At 40.9% G+C, this 21,117-nt stretch carries 19 protein-coding genes, 10 tRNA genes and 2 rRNA genes; 29 read left to right on the forward strand and 2 right to left on the reverse strand.

Annotated elements, in window-relative coordinates:
* The first annotated feature begins 159 nt into the window (after window positions 1–159).
* The gene (locus tag MKY26_RS19705) at window positions 160–639 is read left to right on the forward strand and encodes a PH domain-containing protein (RefSeq protein WP_095370830.1); all 480 of its coding nucleotides are present in this window, start codon (window positions 160–162) and stop codon (window positions 637–639) included.
* Window positions 629–2,068, forward strand: coding sequence for a PH domain-containing protein (locus tag MKY26_RS19710; protein WP_341098415.1), 1,440 nt, complete (start codon window positions 629–631; stop codon window positions 2,066–2,068). The genes MKY26_RS19705 and MKY26_RS19710 overlap by 11 nt, the downstream gene beginning before the upstream one ends.
* 57 nt (window positions 2,069–2,125) lie before the next feature.
* Here MKY26_RS19710 and MKY26_RS19715 read toward each other — a convergent pair whose 3' ends face one another.
* Complete coding sequence (locus MKY26_RS19715) at window positions 2,126–2,851, reverse strand: rhomboid family intramembrane serine protease (protein ID WP_307315423.1); 726 nt, start codon at window positions 2,849–2,851, stop codon at window positions 2,126–2,128.
* 91 nt (window positions 2,852–2,942) lie between these two features.
* Here MKY26_RS19715 and acpS point away from each other — a divergent pair, with 91 nt between their 5' ends.
* From acpS to MKY26_RS19785, 14 genes are all read left to right on the forward strand, one after another.
* Window positions 2,943–3,299, forward strand: a complete 357-nt coding sequence (gene acpS / locus MKY26_RS19720) for a holo-ACP synthase (protein WP_095370827.1) — start codon at window positions 2,943–2,945, stop codon at window positions 3,297–3,299.
* Window positions 3,300–3,529: 230 nt separating this feature from the next.
* A complete protein-coding gene (locus MKY26_RS19725; protein ID WP_095370826.1) occupies window positions 3,530–4,549 on the forward strand; it encodes a LolA family protein in 1,020 nt (339 codons plus the stop codon).
* Window positions 4,550–4,825: 276 nt separating this feature from the next.
* Complete coding sequence (alr, locus tag MKY26_RS19730) at window positions 4,826–5,974, forward strand: alanine racemase (protein WP_341098416.1); 1,149 nt, start codon at window positions 4,826–4,828, stop codon at window positions 5,972–5,974.
* A gap of 217 nt (window positions 5,975–6,191) precedes the next feature.
* Window positions 6,192–6,473, forward strand: coding sequence for a CopG family ribbon-helix-helix protein (locus MKY26_RS19735; RefSeq protein WP_095373546.1), 282 nt, complete (start codon window positions 6,192–6,194; stop codon window positions 6,471–6,473).
* Window positions 6,474–6,477: 4 nt separating this feature from the next.
* A complete protein-coding gene (locus MKY26_RS19740) occupies window positions 6,478–6,828 on the forward strand; it encodes a type II toxin-antitoxin system PemK/MazF family toxin (RefSeq protein ID WP_095370824.1) in 351 nt (116 codons plus the stop codon).
* A gap of 392 nt (window positions 6,829–7,220) precedes the next feature.
* Entirely contained in the window at window positions 7,221–8,039 is an 819-nt protein-coding gene (locus MKY26_RS19745) for an STAS domain-containing protein (protein ID WP_095370823.1), read from the forward strand.
* A 4-nt stretch (window positions 8,040–8,043) separates the two neighbouring features.
* A complete protein-coding gene (locus MKY26_RS19750; RefSeq protein WP_066192954.1) occupies window positions 8,044–8,400 on the forward strand; it encodes an STAS domain-containing protein in 357 nt (118 codons plus the stop codon).
* Window positions 8,401–8,404: 4 nt separating this feature from the next.
* Complete coding sequence (locus tag MKY26_RS19755; RefSeq protein ID WP_095370822.1) at window positions 8,405–8,806, forward strand: anti-sigma regulatory factor; 402 nt, start codon at window positions 8,405–8,407, stop codon at window positions 8,804–8,806.
* Window positions 8,807–8,818: 12 nt separating this feature from the next.
* Window positions 8,819–9,832, forward strand: coding sequence for a PP2C family protein-serine/threonine phosphatase (locus tag MKY26_RS19760; RefSeq protein ID WP_095370821.1), 1,014 nt, complete (start codon window positions 8,819–8,821; stop codon window positions 9,830–9,832).
* A 58-nt stretch (window positions 9,833–9,890) separates the two neighbouring features.
* Complete coding sequence (locus MKY26_RS19765) at window positions 9,891–10,223, forward strand: anti-sigma factor antagonist (RefSeq protein ID WP_095370820.1); 333 nt, start codon at window positions 9,891–9,893, stop codon at window positions 10,221–10,223.
* Window positions 10,220–10,693, forward strand: coding sequence for an anti-sigma B factor RsbW (gene rsbW, locus MKY26_RS19770; RefSeq protein ID WP_095370819.1), 474 nt, complete (start codon window positions 10,220–10,222; stop codon window positions 10,691–10,693). Before MKY26_RS19765 ends, rsbW begins: the two co-directional genes overlap by 4 nt.
* The gene (gene sigB / locus MKY26_RS19775) at window positions 10,671–11,465 is read left to right on the forward strand and encodes an RNA polymerase sigma factor SigB (RefSeq protein ID WP_095370818.1); all 795 of its coding nucleotides are present in this window, start codon (window positions 10,671–10,673) and stop codon (window positions 11,463–11,465) included. Before rsbW ends, sigB begins: the two co-directional genes overlap by 23 nt.
* Window positions 11,462–12,055 carry a PP2C family serine/threonine-protein phosphatase gene (locus tag MKY26_RS19780; protein ID WP_224938125.1) on the forward strand — a complete coding sequence of 198 codons (594 nt, stop codon included), beginning with the start codon at window positions 11,462–11,464 and terminating at the stop codon, window positions 12,053–12,055. The genes sigB and MKY26_RS19780 overlap by 4 nt, the downstream gene beginning before the upstream one ends.
* Before the next feature lie 135 nt (window positions 12,056–12,190).
* Window positions 12,191–14,356: a Tex family protein gene (locus tag MKY26_RS19785; RefSeq protein ID WP_095370817.1), complete on the forward strand. Its 2,166-nt coding sequence runs from the start codon at window positions 12,191–12,193 to the stop codon at window positions 14,354–14,356.
* Between the two features lie 73 nt (window positions 14,357–14,429).
* Here the strand turns inward: MKY26_RS19785 and cmpA are convergent, their stop codons facing one another.
* Window positions 14,430–14,549, reverse strand: a complete 120-nt coding sequence (cmpA, locus tag MKY26_RS19790; protein ID WP_095370816.1) for a cortex morphogenetic protein CmpA — start codon at window positions 14,547–14,549, stop codon at window positions 14,430–14,432.
* A gap of 115 nt (window positions 14,550–14,664) precedes the next feature.
* Between cmpA and MKY26_RS19795 the strand changes: the two genes are divergently transcribed.
* The 13 genes from MKY26_RS19795 (at window position 14,665) to MKY26_RS19855 (ending at window position 21,098) form a co-directional block, all read left to right on the forward strand.
* Window positions 14,665–15,120, forward strand: a complete 456-nt coding sequence (locus MKY26_RS19795; protein ID WP_340977542.1) for a SprT family protein — start codon at window positions 14,665–14,667, stop codon at window positions 15,118–15,120.
* A 91-nt stretch (window positions 15,121–15,211) separates the two neighbouring features.
* A tRNA-Asn gene (locus MKY26_RS19800) sits at window positions 15,212–15,286 on the forward strand.
* A gap of 4 nt (window positions 15,287–15,290) precedes the next feature.
* Window positions 15,291–15,381, forward strand: a tRNA-Ser gene (locus MKY26_RS19805).
* A gap of 38 nt (window positions 15,382–15,419) precedes the next feature.
* A tRNA-Glu gene (locus tag MKY26_RS19810) sits at window positions 15,420–15,491 on the forward strand.
* A gap of 15 nt (window positions 15,492–15,506) precedes the next feature.
* Window positions 15,507–15,583: transfer RNA gene (locus MKY26_RS19815), tRNA-Asp, on the forward strand.
* Window positions 15,584–15,594: 11 nt separating this feature from the next.
* A tRNA-Gln gene (locus tag MKY26_RS19820) sits at window positions 15,595–15,669 on the forward strand.
* A gap of 7 nt (window positions 15,670–15,676) precedes the next feature.
* A tRNA-Lys gene (locus tag MKY26_RS19825) sits at window positions 15,677–15,749 on the forward strand.
* 15 nt (window positions 15,750–15,764) lie between these two features.
* Window positions 15,765–15,851, forward strand: a tRNA-Leu gene (locus MKY26_RS19830).
* A 65-nt stretch (window positions 15,852–15,916) separates the two neighbouring features.
* Window positions 15,917–15,993: transfer RNA gene (locus MKY26_RS19835), tRNA-Arg, on the forward strand.
* A gap of 8 nt (window positions 15,994–16,001) precedes the next feature.
* Window positions 16,002–16,078: transfer RNA gene (locus tag MKY26_RS19840), tRNA-Pro, on the forward strand.
* 25 nt (window positions 16,079–16,103) lie between these two features.
* Window positions 16,104–16,177: transfer RNA gene (locus MKY26_RS19845), tRNA-Gly, on the forward strand.
* 118 nt (window positions 16,178–16,295) lie between these two features.
* Window positions 16,296–17,844 (forward strand): 16S ribosomal RNA (locus MKY26_RS19850).
* Window positions 17,845–18,164: 320 nt separating this feature from the next.
* Window positions 18,165–21,098, forward strand: a 23S ribosomal RNA gene (locus tag MKY26_RS19855).
* Together the 16S and 23S rRNA genes with 10 tRNA genes alongside form the textbook arrangement of a ribosomal RNA operon.
* Window positions 21,099–21,117: the final 19 nt, after the last annotated feature.

Below are 21,117 nucleotides of genomic sequence, written 5' to 3' on the forward strand. Positions count from 1 at the left end.
GGGATTAATCAACTTCACTCTAATTGAAACCTTTTCTTTAGATTATCGTATAGAAATAATAAATAAGAATGAAAAAATATCCAAGTTTTTACTGAGAAATAGTATGGCTTTCATGTATACTATAGTTGTTCAATAAGGAATTTTAGGGGGTTTACATATATGTTATCGAAGCCGCAAAAGCGTATTTCTAAACGGGGTCTGACTGTTTGGAAAATATCTGGTGCACTACATTCCCTTATCCCATTTGTATTGGCAATTGGCGCTATTGTTTTAACATTCATTTTTGATTGGCCGATGTGGATAATTGGTGTTGCATTAATTATATTTGCTCTTTATGCCTATTTAGCGATTAAAGTTTTTCCGACTGTGCGGTGGAAAAGGTGGCGCTATGAAGTGAGAGAGAATGAAATAGAACTACAGCATGGAATATTTATCATTAAACGTACACTCGTCCCAATGATTAGAGTACAGCATGTAGATACTCACCAAGGACCTATTCTTCGAAAATATAAACTAGCTACCGTGACGGTTTCAACTGCGGCAACTGTTCATGAAATACCCGCATTAGATCTAGAAGAAGCAGAAGAACTGCGATTTTTTATATCTAACTTAGCAAGGGTGGCTGTAGATGATGTCTGAGCCGAGAAGACTTCATCCGATTGCAGCCGTATCAAATGTACTGAAAACATTAAAGGACTCCATTATTCCCATTTTAATTATTGTCGTATTTGGTAATAGTGAAGGGAAGATTCAGCTTTTTATTACAATAGGTATTATTGCTCTTATTCTTATATCCGGTATTCTTACTTGGCTTCGTTTTACCTACAGAATAGAAGAGGGAGAATTACGAATTGAATCAGGGTTAATTATTCGGAAAAAAAGATATATCCCTTTCGAAAGAATCCAAAGTCTTGATTTATCAGAAGGTATTTTACAAAGACCTTTTGGTTTAGTGAAAATGACCATTGAAACAGCTAGTTCAGGACTAGAGGCAGAAGCTATATTGACTGCTATTTCTAAAAATGAGGCACAGCAGATTCAAGATATCCTATCACAATCTAAAAATGCACATATAGAGTTAGATGAGCAAATCGAAACAGAACAAAAAGAGGAACAAATACTTTACCAAATTAAACCTGGAGAGTTGATTTTACTTTCTTCGACCTCTGGGGGAGTAGGTGTTGTGATATCAGCTGTCTTTGCCTTTTTATCACAATTTGCTGAAGTCATTCCTTATGAGAAGGTATTTGATGAATTGAGTGTCTTTATTACAGGTGGTGTTATGCTCATCAGTTTAATGGTTTTCCTTGGTTTCGTTCTTGCTTGGCTTATTGCTCTCATTGGATCAGTGTTAAAGTATGCTAATTTCACTGTAAGAAAAGTGGGAGAAGAATTAGTTATTACCCGCGGTCTATTGGAGAAGAAGCAACTAACGATTCCCTTACATCGGATTCAAGCATTAAGGATAAATGAGAATCCAGTTCGACAAGCGATTGGCTATGCATCTGTTTACCTTGAGAGTGCAGGTGGGTCATTAAAGGATGCGGATAGCTCGAAAGTGATGCTGTTACCGATCATTAAGAGAAACCGAATTCGCGAGAAGATAGAAACTGGACTAAATGATTACCAATTGACAGATATGTTTGTTCCAGCACCAAAAAGGGCTTTACGAAGATACATATTGAGAGGATTATTTATCTCTGTTCCAGTCGCAGTTATCCTTCTTTATTTCTTCTCAGTGTGGGGTTTATTTAGTTTAGTGTTCGTTGGATTGATGCTTATTTTATCTTATTACCGTTATAAAGCAGCTGGTTGGACGATTATAGGAAATCAACTCGTTCTTCGTTCACGATTTATTTCTAAAACAACTGTTTATTTGAGGAAGAATAGAACACAATCAATTTCAATGAAAGAAACGTATTTTCAGAAGCAAAATCAGTTAGCTACTATTTCTGCTAAGGCTATGTCTGGTTCAGGTGCAACTGGAGGAGATGTAGTTGACCTAGAAGTAGAAGATGTATTATCTATATACAAGTGGTATTCTTATACTCCTGAGAATACAGAATGAGAAACAGCAAATCCGAACATAAATTGTTCGGATTTGCTGTTTGTTTGAACGATTTCATTAACGTGACAATAGACCGATAATGGCAAGAAGAATAATGCCCCCAAAGATAATAATGGTTGATAGGGGGACACCTTTTAATCGTCTAGCTGAAGATTTCCATTGGTTTGTTGGTCTCGTTGCACCATATCCAGCTTTTAATTTCGTTTTAATCATTGCTGAACCAGTGAGGAAACCTGCTAATAGACCAAATAGATGGGCAATCACATTTACATTCGCTTGCAAGAAGGTCATAATTACACCAATAACTGTGATGGCAAGAATGAGCTGAGTATTTTGCTGTGAAAGTAAATCTCTGCGGTACACAATAATAGCAATAAAGAAACCGAAGATACCATAAATCGCCCCGCTCGCGCCAACGTGAATATATGTTAACGGTTCAAGGATGAGTGTTGCGATATTCGCGCCAATACCAGCTAGGAAGTAAACAAGGAGGAAACGCCCCTTGCCAATTGCTCTCTCAAGTGGGGGTCCAAATAACACAAGCGAGAAGCAATTAAATAAAAGGTGAGCAAATCCGCTATGCATGAAGATAGGTGTAACAAGTCGCCATAACTCCCCTTGCATAATATAAATATTAATACCTGCAAAATGCGCCATTAACCAATTGGTTGGTAGGATGGGCAAAACAGTAAGTAAATATAATACAATATTAATAGCGATAATAGAAGTAACGATGGGATAGAAGCGAATAAATTCTCTAAAGCTTTCTGTCCTGATAAACAATAATTGACTCCTCCTAAAATGTTCTCATACATTAAATATACTATAGTTTGTTTTATGCAGCATTTATTTTATTTAGAAGATGGTGATTAGAATGATTAAAGGTATTGGTATCGATATGATTGAAATACAGAGAATTAAACAATTAGTAAAAAGAAAAGAACGGTTTGTCGAACGTATTTTAACAACAAGCGAAAAAAAGAAATATGAGACTCTAACTGGGCATAGAAAAATAGAATATTTAGCAGGGAGATTTGCTGCGAAAGAAGCCTTTGCTAAAGCGAAAGGAACAGGCATCGGACAATCACTTTCGTTTCTAGATATTGAAACAGCTAACCATACGACTGGACAACCGATAATTGTTCGTCCGGTTGATGGCTGTCTTGTACACTTATCTATTTCCCATAGTAGAGAGTATGCCATTGCTCAAGTGATAATTGAAAAAGAGTAGTATTCATTAGGACAGGAAGTAAAGTTGATTATAGCTACTATTCCTTCAAATAAACGCCTGTAATTAATTACATACAAATCATCCCCAGGCTCGAAAAAATATTCTTGATCTATTAGAAGGTCTGGAATAATCTTTGAGGTTGTCTCATATATTCAATAGTGCAATGGAGGAGACAAGGCCACGGAAGCGTTTGACTGCACTGTTGATTATAAGAAAAAGGGGTTGAAGGAATGAAGAAGAAGTTTTTCTGGCTACTCATGGGACTGGCCATAACTGTCACACTAGCTGCATGTGGGACAAAATCCCAGGAGGATGTGACAAAAGATCTATCGAGCAAACTAGAATCATTAAAAAGCTATAAGGCGGAAGCGAAAATGACGCTGCAAACAGGTTCCGAGCCGCAATCCTATGATATAGAAATATGGCATAAGAACCCGGAATTTTATCGTGTGGCACTTAAAAACACTGAAAAAGATCAAAGTCAAATGATCTTAAAGAACAAAGAAGGTGTGTTTGTTCTTACGCCAGCTTTGAATAAAAGTTTTCGCTTCCAAAGTGACTGGCCAAACAATAGTAGTCAAGCGTACCTTTATGAGTCATTAATTGAAGATATTCAAAATGATAAGGAAGCAAAATTTAAAGCAACGGAAGATCATTATGTTTATGAAACAAAAACGAGTTATCAAAACAATCAAATGCTACCTCTCCAAGAGATTACCTTAAATAAATCGGATCTATCTCCAGTTAGTGTAAAGGTAATGGATGCAGAAAGAACACCAGTTGTAACGGTAGATTTCTCCAATGTGAAATTTAATGAAGAACTAGATAATAAAGATTTCGATACGAAGAAAAATATGACAGGTGCGCAGTTAGAATTCCCAGTCATGGCTGAAGTAGCAGAAGAAGAAGATTTCACTGTCTTCTATCCAGAATCGCTACCTGAAGTTGAACTTGTTTCTGAAAAAGAAGTAGAAACAGAAGAAGGTAAACGTGTCATTCTAACCTATGAAGGTGAAGACAAATCATTCACAATGATTCAAGAGAAGGCTGTTATTGTTCAAACCTCTGGTGGTGAAGAGGCGATGATGAATGGTGACCCTGTTGACCTTGGCTTCACGGTAGGAGCCGTATCAGATAATATGGTATCCTGGACGCAAAATGGCGTGGATTATATGATTGCATCGACAAACCTATCGAAAGAAGAAATGATCCAAATTGCACAGTCTGTACAAGGGGAAGTTGTAAAATAAATATAGATAAGATAAACCCGAGGTAGATTCCTCGGGTTTCTTTGCGTTGTTTGCGGTTTCTACGGATGATAATTTTGCCAATATTAACGCCATATCATCTAGATTAATTGGTAATCAAAGGTAACTTAAAGTTACCATGTTTAACATACTTCTTAAATTACATCTTACACTGCTTTTACTTCACTCGGTCTAAGAAGAAAGTTTGTCTTTTCTGTTATACGTTAATGTGACATAATCAAATAATAGAAGGAAAAGTATAAAGAGGAAGTGGACGGTATGAATCAACAGGTCCCATATTTTCGTGATACTTGGGCAGAGATAAATTTGGATTATATCACATATAATGTAGAGTCAATGATTAAACATATTGGAGAAGAAGCAGAGTTGTTTGCAGTTGTGAAGGCAAATGCATATGGCCATGGAGATATAGAGGTAGCCAAGACAGCTCTAAAGGCTGGTGCCACATACTTAGCGGTGGCGACTTTGGATGAGGCTTTTGCTCTTAGAAATAAAGGGATTGACGCTCCGATATTAGTTTTAGGGCTCACACGACCAGAGGATGCTGGGTTAGCCGAACAAGCAGCAATTACTTTAACTGTTTGCCAAGCTGAGTGGCTGAAGAAAGCTGCACCATTCATAAGTAAAGAAGTAAAAGTTCATGTGAAGATGGACTCGGGGATGGGTAGATTAGGGATTAAATCAAAAGAAGAATGGGGAATATTTCAATACCAACTACAGCAAGGAAAGTTCCATGTTGAAGGAGTTTTCACGCATTTTGCGACAGCAGATGAACTTGAGACATCCTATTTTAATGAACAGTTAAGCACCTTTAATGAAATGATAAGCTGGATAGATGAACAACCAAGATATATTCATGCTAGTAATAGTGCAGCTGGCATGAGACATCCTGAGGCGAAATTTAATGCAGTTAGATTTGGGATTTCAATGTATGGCATGTCACCATCTTCTGAAATTAAAAATCATTTACCTTTTAAATTAAAAGAGGCGTTTTCACTTCACACGAAAATTGTTCATGTGAAAAAATTGCAACCGGGCGAGAAAGTGAGTTACGGAGCAACGTACGAAGCTGAAAAAGAGGAATCAATTGGTACCTTGCCAATCGGATATGCGGACGGGTGGATTAGGAGGTTAGCAACACAAGAGGTCCTTGTTAATGGAAGAAGAGTAAGTATTGTCGGCAGAATTTGTATGGACCAATGCATGATTCGTATTAGTGAGGAAGAGCAAATTGGAGATGTCGTTACGTTAATCGGGACTCAAAATAATCAGACCATCTCTGTAGATGACATAGCTAACACACTTGAAACAATTAATTATGAGGTAACTTGCCAAATAGGTATGCGCATACCAAGAATCTATATTCAGGATCAAACAAAAATTTCTACAAGAAATGGGATTCTTTAATGCATATCAATGAACATGTTGGTAGATAATAGTTATTAATAATTTGGGAAATTATCACTGAAATTCCTAGGAAGACATTGAAAGAAAATGCAACTGTTTTTATGGATAATTTCTTACTAAATAAAAAACCCCCTTTGCAGCCTAAGAGAATAATGGTAATATGAAAATTGGTAGATATAAAAAATATGGTGTGTAGTGATGGTGGAGGTGTATGTTTGTGTCTGAATCCAGCGCAACAACAGAAATAGTGGTGAAGCTGCCGCAACATCTATTAACGGAATTAGATGGCTATGCGAAGCAAGAGAACGTAAACAGAAGTGAGTTTATTTATCAAGCAACGAAAATGTATTTGCGTGAACGGAAGAAAAGACATATTCGTGAGTCCATGAGACGTGGTTACATGGAAATGGCAAAATTAAACTTGACGATAGCATCTGAAGCATTTCAAGCGGAATACGAGGCAGAAAACGCAGTTGAACGTCTTGTAAGCGGAGGCTGATCCTTTGATTGTTAAACGTGGTGACGTTTATTTTGCAGACCTATCCCCAGTTGTTGGCTCAGAACAAGGCGGTGTCCGTCCAGTACTTGTTATACAAAACGACATCGGGAATCGGTTTAGTCCCACAGTAATCATCGCAGCAATTACCGCTCAGATTCAAAAAGCAAAGCTGCCTACTCACGTTGAAATTGATGCGAAGCGATATGCTTTTGAAAGAGATTCAGTAATATTGTTAGAACAAATTCGTACAATTGATAAGCAGAGATTAACCGATAAAATCACCCATCTTGATGACGAAATGATGGATAAGGTAAATGAAGCCTTACAAGTCAGTTTAGGTCTTATAGAATTTTAGAAAACGCTCAAAAAAGTTGGGGCGTTTTTTTATATGCTTCCTAATCTTAAACAAGTCCATTTATTGTAATGATAGGACTTATTAATATATGTAATACACTTATTGAAACGGGCTTAAACTTTAAATCCCCCAATTTTATATTTGAGATATTATTCTGAACAAAAAGAAATAAAAGGAATTTAATGTTTTAGGTTTGATAATAAGCAAAAAAGGGTACACACTTAATTTGGATATATTGTTAAAGACGTTTCAAATAGAAAGCGTTATAATATAAGGCAATAGTTGTAGATTTTTGCTGGATTTTTTACAATCATGTAGATTTTTTTACAATCAATGATAATAAGGAAAAACTAACCAATAGATGTGCTAGTATAGGAGGTAAGGGAAGACAAATGACTTTGAAATATATTCAACATAATAAAGAAGATATTTTTAAAGAATGGTTGAACCGATTAAAAGAGGATTCTGACGAAACAATTACCAATGTCATCCTAGATCAAAACTTCGAGACATATGGAAGAGAGTTAGTGGAGCTCGCTATCTTGAAAATTTCTGGCAAAAAGGACGAGTATGAGCGTCAATCAGAGAATTTTTCAGATAGAATTGTCAGTTTAGGCTGGCCTCTACGTTTTGTCGTAAATGCTCTAGATGTACTGGGCGATGTTGTATTTGATGAAATGGTCAAAGATAAGTATATTCGTCCAGAGAATGAAGCGAAAGTGATGCATGATTTGAATCATTGGTTAAAAGCGATGAATAGTGAAATAATTAATGATTACACTGTTTCTTGGGAAAGAACGATCGCTAATCAAAAGATTGCATTGCAAGAACTATCGGCACCGTTAATTCCTGTATTTGAAGGCATTACAGTTATGCCATTAATTGGGATGATTGATACAGAACGAGCGAAGCAAATTATGGAAAACCTTCTTCAAGGTGTGGTAAAACATCGTTCAGAAGTTGTCTTGATTGATATTACAGGTGTCCCTGTTGTTGATACAATGGTTGCTCACCATATTATCCAAGCAGCAGATGCAGTCCACTTAGTAGGAGCAAAATGCATGCTTGTAGGTATTCGTTCGGAAATTGCGCAAACGATTGTGAGCCTTGGTATCGACTTAAACCGAATTATTACGAAAAATACAATGAAATCAGGCGTAGAAGCAGCATTGGAAATGACTAAACGTAAAATTGTGCCATTGGAGGGGTGACGTTTTGAGAATTCCGATTTTAAAACTACATGATTGTTTACTTGTTTCTATTCAATGGGAACTAGATGACCAGACGGCACTTCAATTTCAAGAAGACTTGTTAAAGAAAATACATGATACGAGTGCAAATGGTGTTGTAATCGATTTAACATCAATAGATTTTATTGATTCTTTTATCGCTAAAGTATTAGGTGATGTGATTGAAATGTCCCATTTAATGGGTGCTAAAGTTGTCATTACAGGCATTCAACCAGCAGTAGCAATTACGTTAACTGAATTAGGAATCGGTCTGAATAATGTATTGACCGCCCTAGATTTAGAAAAAGGTTTGGAGAAATTACAACAGGAATTGGGGGAATAGCCGAATGGACAACCAATCCTGCGTTAAAATAATCAATGAATGGGATATCGTTTCAGCGCGTCAGCTTGGTAGAAATGTTGCAAAAGAGCTGGGCTTTGGGACGGTTGACCAAGCAAGAATTACAACAGCAATAAGTGAACTTGCGAGAAACATATTCTTATATGCAGGTCAAGGTCAAATTTGTATAGAGAAGCTCTATGAGAATGGCAAAACGGGACTAAGGCTATTATCGATTGATAGTGGTCCAGGTATTAAAGATTTGCGCCAAGTAATGGAGGATGGATATTCGACATCGGGCGGACTAGGAGCAGGTCTCCCAGGGGTAAAAAGACTGATGGATGATTTTCAAATAGATTCAAGCCCGGGTGAAGGCACAGATATAAGGGCGATTAAATGGCTCCGTTAGGGGGAACTTGAGATGGATTTCAGACAGAAATTGGAGTCCAAATATAGAGAGATATTAACGAATTATTTAGCTGACCGCTCAGAGCAGGCATTATATCAAGGACAAAAGTTAAGTAGGAATGCAATTGAACGGAACATTCCTCCAGAGGAAATTGTCAGCATCCATAGAAATATTATGGCTGAGATGTTTCCAGAAAAATTTAACGATAGAATGCAGGAGTCTTTTGATATACTGCTTGAAGTGATGGTGGCATATGGTTTTGCTTACCGCGAACACCAAAATTTAAAGCATATTCAACAGGAATTAAGAACCGAAATGGAAATCGCGGCTAATGTGCAAAAAACATTGCTTGGGACAGAGATTCCATGTAAAAAAGACATGGATATTGGAGCAATCAGCGTCCCAGCAAAACATATGAATGGTGATTATTTTAATTTTGTTGAGGATGAAAATAATAGTGTGAGCATCGCAATAGCTGATGTTATTGGAAAAGGGCTACCAGCAGCCCTTTGTATGTCTATGATTAAATATGCTATGGACAGTTTACCAGAAAATCGTAAAACGCCTACTCTGGTGTTGGAGAATCTAAATCGTGTTGTGGAACAAAATGTTGATTTAACGATGTTTATTACGATGTTTTATGGCACATATCATATCGATCATCATATCTTTTCCTATGCCTCTGCTGGGCACGAACCAGGCTTGTTTTATCATGCGGAAACACAGACATTTTCTGAGTTGCCTGCAAAGGGTCTATTATTAGGTATTGAGAAGAACACGAAATATAGAAAGTACGAAAAAGAAGTGATGCCTGGGGATATGATTATTTTGATGTCTGATGGCGTAACTGAATCAAGAACAAAAGAAGGCTTTATTGAAAGAGAAGAATTATTAGCCTTAATTGAGAAAAACATACACTTAAAAGCACAAAATATTGTGCAAAACGTATATAAAGAACTTGAAAAATTACAAGATTTCCAATTAAGGGATGATTTTACTTTAATTATATTAAGAAGAAATGTTTAAGCTAAAATTAAAAGGGTAAATGAGGAGTAACCAGCTATTCCTAAAAGGTGGGCAAAATATGAACATTAATATAGATGTAAATCATAATCAAAATATTACTGAGGTAACTGTAGGTGGAGAGATTGATGTATACACTGCACCAGAATTAAAGAAAGAACTTATTCCGCTTTCTGAAAAAGATAATGTGGAGATGATTGTTGACCTTTCGGGTGTATCCTATATGGATAGCACCGGCTTAGGTGTTTTTGTAGGACTTTTCAAAAATGTACGTGCGCACGATGGTCAATTTAAAATCATTGGGCTTTCTAGTCGTTTAAAAAGGCTGTTCGAAATTACTGGTCTTGCTGACATTATTGATATCAGCACCAAAATGGAAGGTGAAAAGAAATGACCGAGTCGTACGACTACATTGAGATGAAAATCCCATCGAAGCCGGAATACGTCGGTATTATTAGATTAACCTTATCTGGTATTGCCAGTAGAATGGGATTTAACTATGACGAAATTGAAGATTTGAAGATTGCAACGAGTGAAGCTTGTACAAATGCAGTTCAGCATGCATACAAAAACAACGAAAATGGTGAAGTGCTTGTAGGATTCGGCCTTTATAAAAATAAATTAGAAGTCATGGTTGCGGATGAAGGTGAGAGCTTGGATTTTCAACAAGCAAGAGACAGTGCAGGTCCTTATCAAGCAAATGATTCTGTTGAATTTTTACGAGAAGGAGGATTAGGCCTTTACCTAATAGAAACATTAATGGATGAAGTGAAAATTCATCATCAAAAAGGTGTAACAGTCTTTATGACTAAGTACCTAGAAGGAGAGCAGGTGGAGAGTGATGCAGAAGCAATCTCAACCTAAACAACGATCAAAAGAAGAGATTAATGATCTCATACAACAATATCAATTACATCAGGACGAATACGCACAGGAACAACTTGTTGAACAGTATTACAAATTGGTTGAATCCATCGCACGAAAATACTCTAAAGGTAGACCTTATCACGAAGATATTGTTCAAGTAGGTGTGATTGGACTACTTGGTGCGATTCGTAGATATGACGCTTCTTTTGGCAAAACGTTTGAAGCATTTGCTATTCCGACAATCATCGGTGAGATTAAACGTTTCTTACGCGACAAAACCTGGAGCGTGCATGTACCGAGACGAATAAAAGAATTAGGGCCAAAGATCAAAGCTACGGCGGAAGAATTAACAACTACTTTGCAACGTTCGCCTAAGGTCGAGGAAATTGCGGATGCTCTAGAAGTAACAGAAGAAGAAGTTTTAGAAGCAATGGAGATGGGCAAAAGTTATCAGGCGTTATCAGTTGACCATTCCATTGAAGCTGATTCCGACGGTGGTACTGTTACGCTCCTGGATATTGTCGGTAATGTGGATGATGGCTATGAAAAAGTCAATCAAATGCTCGTACTTGAAAAAGTGTTGCATGTTTTATCAGATCGAGAGAAACAAGTTATCCAGTTTACATTCCTAGAAAATCTAAGCCAAAAAGAAACAGGGGAAAGACTGGATATTTCTCAAATGCATGTATCAAGGCTGCAAAGAAGAGCAATTAAAAAATTGCAAGAAGCCATCCATGCTGAAAATGAAGGTTCGGAGTATATTCTATGATGAATGATCCACATCAAATGGACGTCATTACCGATCAGCTTGCTAAACGTGGTCAGTCCGTTTGTGGTGATTCTTTTTATTATCACACAACTGATGATTATTTTATTTGTGTATTAGCTGATGGTTTAGGTAGTGGAGAATATGCAAATGAAGCTTCATCTGCTGTTGTCAATACCGTTAGAGAAAATCACGATTTAGATATTTCAACCATTATGGATTTAAGTAATCAGTCACTTTTACATAAAAGAGGCGCTGCAGTAGGTGTGATTAAGATTAATTTTCACACAAAAGAATTAGCCTACTGTTGTACTGGAAATATTCGTTTTTTCTTTTATGGAGATACTGAGAAGCTCATTTACCCACTGCCAACATCGGGTTATTTGTCAGGAAAGCGTCAAGCATTTAAAATTCACCGTTTTGATTATACAAACGGAATTAAATTCTTGATGTTTTCAGATGGATACCCCATTTCTGGTATAAAAAAACTGATGAATAAATATTTACCAATCGAAGCAACTGCGAAGTTAATTAGGGCGCAGAACATGAATCTTATAGACGATGCAACATTTATAATCGGAAGCTTGCAATGATTGTTTCAATCAGCAAGCTTTTTTTTGCTCTTTAAAACATGAATCAAGACGGGGCTATAGCCAAAAATGCTTTACCTTTAAAATTTTGGTAGAATAAAGCAATAGTACAGTTTGCACTCAGGAAGGTGAAGAGACATGGATGATAAGAAAGATATTTTTGGACGAATAGCAAAAGAATTTTCATTATCCACAAAACAAATTGATCGAACCATCGCGTTAATTGAAGAAGGAAATACCGTTCCGTTTATTGCGCGTTATCGAAAAGAAATGACCGGTGCGTTAAATGAAGTACAAATCAAAGATATTGTTGAAAGATGGCAATACATACAAAACGTGAAGCAGAGAAAACAAGAAGTACTTAGGTTAATAGAAGAGCAAGGGAAATTAACCCCGGAATTATCTAATCAAATAGAAAAAGCGGAGAAATTGCAGGAAGTAGAAGATTTATATCGTCCGTACAAACAAAAAAGAAGAACAAAAGCAACCGTAGCGAAAGAAAAAGAGCTAGAACCATTAGCTACTTGGTTATTATCCTATCAAAATGATGATACGCCTGAAGAAAAAGCAACACACTTCCTAAATGAGGAAAAAGGTGTCACAACAGTTGAAGAAGCACTTCAGGGGGCGCGAGATATTATTGCAGAAATGGTATCTGATGATGCGCAAAGTAGGAAATGGATTCGCGAAAAAACCTATAAACAAGGAATTATTGAATCAGCTGTTAAAGATGAAAGCATCGACGAAAAGCATGTGTATGAGATGTATTATGAATATAGTGAAAACGTAGGTAAAATTGTTCCTCACCGTATACTAGCATTAAATCGTGGGGAAAAAGAAGGCGTACTTAAAGTCAGTATTAAGGTGGAACAAGAGCCAATTTTACAGTATTTAAACCGAAAATGGATCACTGTATCAAAACATATCAATGCACCATTTGTGGAAGAAGCGATTGAAGATGGTTATAAACGCTTAATTCAACCATCAATTGAAAGAGAATTAAGGGCTGAACTAACCGAAAAAGGTGAGGAACAGGCGATTAAAATTTTCTCTGAAAATCTTAAGAATCTCCTTTTACAACCACCACTAAAAGGGAAAGTCGTCCTTGCGGTAGATCCAGCTTATCGTACAGGCTGCAAATTAGCGGTCATTGATGAAACAGGTAAGGTATTAAAGATTGATGTTATCTATCCTCATCCGCCTGTTTCTAAATTAGGTGTAGCCAAAGACAAAGTCCTTTCCATGCTCAAAGCATATGAAGTGAAGATGGTGGCTATAGGTAATGGAACGGCATCAAGAGAGACAGAACAGTTTATTGCTGACTTGCTGAAAGAATTGAATGAAGAAATCTATTATTTAATCGTAAATGAAGCGGGGGCAAGTGTCTATTCCGCATCTGATATTGCACGTGAAGAATTCCCTGACTTTCAAGTTGAAGAAAGAAGCGCTGTTTCAATCGGGAGGAGACTACAAGATCCACTTGCTGAACTAGTAAAAATTGACCCTAAATCAGTTGGTGTCGGTCAATACCAACATGATGTCTCTCAAAAAAGGTTAACGGAATCATTAGATTTTGTTGTCGAGACGGCTGTAAACCAAGTTGGAGTGAATGTGAATACAGCTTCTCCGTCACTATTACAACATGTAGCTGGTTTATCGAAGGCTGTCGCAACGAATATTGTTAAGAAAAGAGAAGAAGAAGGCAAATTTACTAATCGGAAACAATTAAAGAAAATTCCTCGCTTAGGCGCGAAGACGTACGAGCAAGCCATTGGATTCTTGCGAATTGTTGATGGAGAGGAAGCATTAGACAGAACATCGATTCACCCTGAAACCTATGGGGAAGTAAGTAAATTGCTTAAAATGTTAAAGATGAATTCTAACCATTTAGGCTCTGCACAATTAATAGAAGCGTTAAGCCAGTTATCTATAAAAGAAACAGCAGAAGAATTAAATATTGGTGAATTAACGCTCAAGGATATAATTGATGCATTAATGAAACCTGGTCGAGACCCTAGGGATGAATTACCTGCTCCGCTATTAAAGAAAGAAGTATTAAAGCTGGATGATTTGAAGGAAGGGATGGAACTTCAAGGGACCGTCCGAAATGTAGTTGATTTCGGAGCTTTTGTAGATATTGGCGTGAAGCAAGATGGTTTAGTCCATATCTCAAAGCTAAGTAATCGGTTTGTGAAACATCCGTTAGATGTCGTATCTGTTGGTGATGTTGTGACTGTATGGGTCGATTCGGTTGATCAACAAAAAGGCAGAGTGGCGTTAACCATGCTCCAACAAGGTCAATAAATAAGCATAAAAAGCCGTGGGATTTTTCCAACGGCTTTTTATGTAAATCATTGTGGGTTTGAGAAGGAGTTTTCTACGTACCAGAACAATGCTTCTTTCTATAAAAGTACCAGCATTGATTCAATAATTTGATTTGATAACGGTCCTTCTCTAAGAAAGCACGTTTCATTTGGTTCTGTAACCAAACAGGCATGGAATAGCCTCCTTTCTCTCACTTTCCACGGTCCTTTATGCTATGCTAATGTATATCAATTGTATGCGCTTATAGGTTGTCACGTGCTAATTTTATCCTTGAAAGGAGTGAAGAAATGAGTGATAAGGAATTACAAAGGTTAGTTGAAGAAGTATCTTTGAGGTGGTTCGATCTTCCTTTTCGTCATACAGCGAAATTCAATAGTAGATTAAGAACAACCGGAGGACGATATATGCTGACTGATCATCGCATTGAAATTAATCCGACATATTATCAGCATCTAGGAATGGAAGAATTAGTTGGTATTATTAAACATGAACTATGTCATTACCATCTGCATTTGGCTGGAGCAGGCTATCAACATCGAGATAGTGATTTCCGGAGGCTAATGGCTAAAGTAGGTGCACCGAGGCATTGTTCGTCTTTACCTCAGAAAGTTTCTTACATTATGTATAAATGCAACCAGTGCAATCAACTCTATAGAAGGAAACGTCGAATAAACACAAACAAGTATAGATGTGGCCAATGTATGGGCAAATTAGTGTTAATATCTACTGATAAAAATAATTGAAATTCATGCTTGACTTTTTACATGGTGGTAATTATAATTTAAAGAGTCGATAAGGCAGTGCTTGTTGACTACATATTCTCTTTTAACATATTCCGCAGTAGCTCAGTGGTAGAGCATTCGGCTGTTAACCGAACGGTCGTAGGTTCGAATCCTACCTGCGGAGCCATTTTGGAGAAGTACTCAAGTGGCTGAAGAGGCGCCCCTGCTAAGGGTGTAGGTCGGGCAACTGGCGCGAGGGTTCAAATCCCTCCTTCTCCGCCATTCTTATATACATATTTGTTTTTCTTTTTTTATGTTATGGCCCCTTGGTCAAGCGGTTAAGACACCGCCCTTTCACGGCGGTAACACGGGTTCGAATCCCGTAGGGGTCATCTTTTTAAAGGTTAGGTCCGGTAGTTCAGTTGGTTAGAATGCCTGCCTGTCACGCAGGAGGTCGCGGGTTCGAGTCCCGTCCGGACCGCCATATCTTAATAATGGGCTATAGCCAAGCGGTAAGGCAACGGATTTTGATTCCGTCATTCGCAGGTTCGATCCCTGCTAGCCCAGCCATTTTTATGAGCCATTAGCTCAGTTGGTAGAGCATCTGACTTTTAATCAGAGGGTCGAAGGTTCGAGTCCTTCATGGCTCATCTTAAAAAATTTATGCGGTCGTGGCGGAATGGCAGACGCGCTAGGTTGAGGGCCTAGTGGGTGAATAACCCGTGGAGGTTCAAGTCCTCTCGGCCGCACCAAAAAGATTTAAAAAAATACTTGACTCATTAAAATTAGTATGATATTATAATAGAGTTGCTTCAAGGCGCCCGTAGCTCAATTGGATAGAGCGTTTGACTACGGATCAAAAGGTTAGGGGTTCGACTCCTCTCGGGCGCGCCATATACTTACGGGAAGTAGCTCAGCTTGGTAGAGCACTTGGTTTGGGACCAAGGGGTCGCAGGTTCGAATCCTGTCTTCCCGACCATGCAAAACCAACAAATTAATTAAATGCGGGTGTAGTTTAGTGGTAAAACCTCAGCCTTCCAAGCTGATGATGAGGGTTCGATTCCCTTCACCCGCTCCATTACCGAAAAGATTGTTCTTTGAAAACTGAACGAACGTAAAACGTCAAGCGTAATTCTAAAAAAAGCTGATTTATCAGCAACAAAGCACCATAGGTGCAAATGAGCTAATCAAACACTTTATTGGAGAGTTTGATCCTGGCTCAGGACGAACGCTGGCGGCGTGCCTAATACATGCAAGTCGAGCGAATCTGAGGGAGCTTGCTCCCAAAGATTAGCGGCGGACGGGTGAGTAACACGTGGGCAACCTGCCTGTAAGACTGGGATAACTCCGGGAAACCGGGGCTAATACCGGATAATATCTATTTATACATATAATTAGATTGAAAGATGGTTCTGCTATCACTTACAGATGGGCCCGCGGCGCATTAGCTAGTTGGTGAGGTAACGGCTCACCAAGGCGACGATGCGTAGCCGACCTGAGAGGGTGATCGGCCACACTGGGACTGAGACACGGCCCAGACTCCTACGGGAGGCAGCAGTAGGGAATCTTCCGCAATGGACGAAAGTCTGACGGAGCAACGCCGCGTGAGTGATGAAGGTTTTCGGATCGTAAAACTCTGTTGTTAGGGAAGAACAAGTATCGGAGTAACTGCCGGTACCTTGACGGTACCTAACCAGAAAGCCACGGCTAACTACGTGCCAGCAGCCGCGGTAATACGTAGGTGGCAAGCGTTGTCCGGAATTATTGGGCGTAAAGCGCGCGCAGGCGGTTCCTTAAGTCTGATGTGAAAGCCCACGGCTCAACCGTGGAGGGTCATTGGAAACTGGGGAACTTGAGTGCAGAAGAGGAAAGTGGAATTCCAAGTGTAGCGGTGAAATGCGTAGAGATTTGGAGGAACACCAGTGGCGAAGGCGACTTTCTGGTCTGTAACTGACGCTGAGGCGCGAAAGCGTGGGGAGCAAACAGGATTAGATACCCTGGTAGTCCACGCCGTAAACGATGAGTGCTAAGTGTTAGAGGGTTTCCGCCCTTTAGTGCTGCAGCAAACGCATTAAGCACTCCGCCTGGGGAGTACGACCGCAAGGTTGAAACTCAAAGGAATTGACGGGGGCCCGCACAAGCGGTGGAGCATGTGGTTTAATTCGAAGCAACGCGAAGAACCTTACCAGGTCTTGACATCCTCTGACAATCCTAGAGATAGGACTTTCCCCTTCGGGGGACAGAGTGACAGGTGGTGCATGGTTGTCGTCAGCTCGTGTCGTGAGATGTTGGGTTAAGTCCCGCAACGAGCGCAACCCTTGATCTTAGTTGCCAGCATTTAGTTGGGCACTCTAAGGTGACTGCCGGTGACAAACCGGAGGAAGGTGGGGATGACGTCAAATCATCATGCCCCTTATGACCTGGGCTACACACGTGCTACAATGGATGGTACAAAGGGCTGCAAGACCGCGAGGTTTAGCCAATCCCATAAAACCATTCTCAGTTCGGATTGTAGGCTGCAACTCGCCTACATGAAGCCGGAATCGCTAGTAATCGCGGATCAGCATGCCGCGGTGAATACGTTCCCGGGCCTTGTACACACCGCCCGTCACACCACGAGAGTTTGTAACACCCGAAGTCGGTGGGGTAACCTTTTGGAGCCAGCCGCCTAAGGTGGGACAGATGATTGGGGTGAAGTCGTAACAAGGTAGCCGTATCGGAAGGTGCGGCTGGATCACCTCCTTTCTAAGGAATATACGGAATTAACTTGATGTTAGACTGTTCGTTCAGTTTTGAGAGTATAATCTCTCAATTCAATCGTTCTTTGAAAACTAGATAATGTAATGAAGAAGATTACCGAGTAATCGCCACCTTAGTTATTTTCTCTCTATATAATAGAGTAGAGATACTAAACTTTTTTTAAAAACACACAACCGTGAGGGTTGTGAGAAGCCAGCAGTTCAAGGAAGCGAGCGAGGAAACACCGGAGTGTGCGTCTTGTGCACATGAGGATGTTGACGAGTGAGCTGACGCCGAAATGCGTAGCTTATCGCAAGCCGAACAATGGTTAAGTTAATAAGGGCGCACGGTGAATGCCTTGGCACTAGGAGCCGATGAAGGACGGGACTAACACCGATATGCTTCGGGGAGCTGTAAGTAAGCTTTGATCCGGAGATTTCCGAATGGGGAAACCCCCTATCCGTTATGGGATAGGATCCATACCTGAATACATAGGGTATGGAAGGCAGACCCGGGGAACTGAAACATCTAAGTACCCGGAGGAAGAGAAAGCAAACGCGATTCCCTGAGTAGCGGCGAGCGAAACGGGATTAGCCCAAACCAAGAGGCTTGCCTCTTGGGGTTGTAGGACATTCTATACGGAGTTACAAAGGAACGAGATAGACGAAGAGGTCTGGAAAGGCCCGCCATAGGAGGTAAAAGCCCTGTAGTTGAAACTTCGTTCCCTCCAGAGTGGATCCTGAGTACGGCGGGACACGAGAAATCCCGTCGGAAGCAGGGAGGACCATCTCCCAAGGCTAAATACTCCCTAGTGACCGATAGTGAACCAGTACCGTGAGGGAAAGGTGAAAAGCACCCCGGAAGGGGAGTGAAAGAGATCCTGAAACCGTGTGCCTACAAGTAGTTAGAGCCCGTTAATGGGTGATAGCGTGCCTTTTGTAGAATGAACCGGCGAGTTACGATTACATGCGAGGTTAAGTTGGACAGACGGAGCCGTAGCGAAAGCGAGTCTGAATAGGGCGAATTTAGTATGTGGTCGTAGACCCGAAACCAGGTGATCTACCCATGTCCAGGGTGAAGTCCAGGTAACACTGGATGGAGGCCCGAACCCACGTACGTTGAAAAGTGCGGGGATGAGGTGTGGGTAGCGGAGAAATTCCAATCGAACTTGGAGATAGCTGGTTCTCTCCGAAATAGCTTTAGGGCTAGCCTCATGCGTAAGAATCTTGGAGGTAGAGCACTGTTTGGACTAGGGGCCCTCATCGGGTTACCGAATTCAGACAAACTCCGAATGCCAAAGATTTATCCATGGGAGTCAGACTGCGAGTGATAAGATCCGTAGTCAAGAGGGAAACAGCCCAGACCACCAGCTAAGGTCCCAAAGTATACGTTAAGTGGAAAAGGATGTGGAGTTGCTTAGACAACCAGGATGTTGGCTTAGAAGCAGCCACCATTTAAAGAGTGCGTAATAGCTCACTGGTCGAGTGACTCCGCGCCGAAAATGTACCGGGGCTAAACGTATCACCGAAGCTGTGGATTGAACATCGTTGATGTTCAGTGGTAGGAGAGCGTTCTAAGGGCGTTGAAGCTAGACCGTAAGGACTGGTGGAGCGCTTAGAAGTGAGAATGCCGGTATGAGTAGCGAAAGATGGGTGAGAATCCCATCCACCGAATGCCTAAGGTTTCCTGAGGAAGGCTCGTCCGCTCAGGGTTAGTCGGGACCTAAGCCGAGGCTGAAAAGCGTAGGCGATGGACAACAGGTTGATATTCCTGTACCACCGTATTCTGTTTGAGTGATGGGGGGACGCAGGAGGATAGGGTAAGCGCACTATTGGATGTGCGTCTAAGCAGTTAGAGGGACCATGAGGCAAATCCCATGGTCATATACCTTGAGCTGTGATAGCGAGGGAAATTTAGTACCGAAGTTCTTGATTCCACACTGCCAAGAAAAGCCTCTAGCGAGGAATAAGGTGCCCGTACCGCAAACCGACACAGGTAGGCGAGGAGAGAATCCTAAGGTGAGCGAGAGAACTCTCGTTAAGGAACTCGGCAAAATGACCCCGTAACTTCGGGAGAAGGGGTGCTCATTAGGGTGTTAAAGCCTTGATGAGCCGCAGTGAATAGGCCCAGGCGACTGTTTAGCAAAAACACAGGTCTCTGCGAAGCCGCAAGGCGAAGTATAGGGGCTGACGCCTGCCCGGTGCTGGAAGGTTAAGAGGAGAGGTTAGCTCACGCGAAGCTTTGAATCGAAGCCCCAGTAAACGGCGGCCGTAACTATAACGGTCCTAAGGTAGCGAAATTCCTTGTCGGGTAAGTTCCGACCCGCACGAAAGGCGTAACGATCTGGGCACTGTCTCAACGAGAGACTCGGTGAAATTATAGTACCTGTGAAGATGCAGGTTACCCGCGACAGGACGGAAAGACCCCGTGGAGCTTTACTGTAGCCTGATATTGAATTTTGGTACAGCTTGTACAGGATAGGTAGGAGCCTTAGAAGCCGGAGCGCTAGCTTCGGTGGAGGCGTCGGTGGGATACTACCCTGGCTGTATTGAAATTCTAACCCACATCCCTTATCGGGATGGGAGACAGTGTCAGGTGGGCAGTTTGACTGGGGCGGTCGCCTCCTAAAGAGTAACGGAGGCGCCCAAAGGTTCCCTCAGAATGGTTGGAAATCATTCGTAGAGTGTAAAGGCACAAGGGAGCTTGACTGCGAGACCTACAAGTCGAGCAGGGACGAAAGTCGGGCTTAGTGATCCGGTGGTTCCGCATGGAAGGGCCATCGCTCAACGGATAAAAGCTACCCCGGGGATAACAGGCTTATCTCCCCCAAGAGTCCACATCGACGGGGAGGTTTGGCACCTCGATGTCGGCTCATCGCATCCTGGGGCTGTAGTCGGTCCCAAGGGTTGGGCTGTTCGCCCATTAAAGCGGTACGCGAGCTGGGTTCAGAACGTCGTGAGACAGTTCGGTCCCTATCCGTCGTGGGCGCAGGAAATTTGAGAGGAGCTGTCCTTAGTACGAGAGGACCGGGATGGACGCACCGCTGGTGTACCAGTTGTCTTGCCAAAGGCATCGCTGGGTAGCTATGTGCGGAAGGGATAAGTGCTGAAAGCATCTAAGCATGAAGCCCCCCTCGAGATGAGATTTCCCATAGCGCAAGCTAGTAAGATCCCTGAAAGATGATCAGGTTGATAGGTTAGAGGTGGAAGTGTGGCGACACATGTAGCTGACTAATACTAATCGATCGAGGACTTAACCAATTCGAAATGCGGAGGCGCC

This window comes from Cytobacillus sp. FSL R7-0680, from assembly GCF_038009245.1.
GTDB lineage: Bacteria > Bacillota > Bacilli > Bacillales > Cytobacillaceae > Cytobacillus > Cytobacillus kochii.

Coding starts and splice junctions, on each gene's coding strand:
- MKY26_RS19705 (WP_095370830.1), top strand. CDS start 160: ATGTTATCGAAGCCGCAAAAGCGTATTTCTAAACGGGGTCTGACTGTT.
- MKY26_RS19710 (WP_341098415.1), top strand. CDS start 629: ATGATGTCTGAGCCGAGAAGACTTCATCCGATTGCAGCCGTATCAAAT.
- acpS (WP_095370827.1), top strand. CDS start 2,943: ATGATTAAAGGTATTGGTATCGATATGATTGAAATACAGAGAATTAAA.
- MKY26_RS19725 (WP_095370826.1), top strand. CDS start 3,530: ATGAAGAAGAAGTTTTTCTGGCTACTCATGGGACTGGCCATAACTGTC.
- alr (WP_341098416.1), top strand. CDS start 4,826: ATGAATCAACAGGTCCCATATTTTCGTGATACTTGGGCAGAGATAAAT.
- MKY26_RS19745 (WP_095370823.1), top strand. CDS start 7,221: ATGACTTTGAAATATATTCAACATAATAAAGAAGATATTTTTAAAGAA.
- MKY26_RS19755 (WP_095370822.1), top strand. CDS start 8,405: ATGGACAACCAATCCTGCGTTAAAATAATCAATGAATGGGATATCGTT.
- MKY26_RS19760 (WP_095370821.1), top strand. CDS start 8,819: ATGGATTTCAGACAGAAATTGGAGTCCAAATATAGAGAGATATTAACG.
- MKY26_RS19765 (WP_095370820.1), top strand. CDS start 9,891: ATGAACATTAATATAGATGTAAATCATAATCAAAATATTACTGAGGTA.
- rsbW (WP_095370819.1), top strand. CDS start 10,220: ATGACCGAGTCGTACGACTACATTGAGATGAAAATCCCATCGAAGCCG.
- sigB (WP_095370818.1), top strand. CDS start 10,671: ATGCAGAAGCAATCTCAACCTAAACAACGATCAAAAGAAGAGATTAAT.
- MKY26_RS19780 (WP_224938125.1), top strand. CDS start 11,462: ATGATGAATGATCCACATCAAATGGACGTCATTACCGATCAGCTTGCT.
- MKY26_RS19785 (WP_095370817.1), top strand. CDS start 12,191: ATGGATGATAAGAAAGATATTTTTGGACGAATAGCAAAAGAATTTTCA.
- cmpA (WP_095370816.1), bottom strand. CDS start 14,549: ATGCCTGTTTGGTTACAGAACCAAATGAAACGTGCTTTCTTAGAGAAG.
- MKY26_RS19795 (WP_340977542.1), top strand. CDS start 14,665: ATGAGTGATAAGGAATTACAAAGGTTAGTTGAAGAAGTATCTTTGAGG.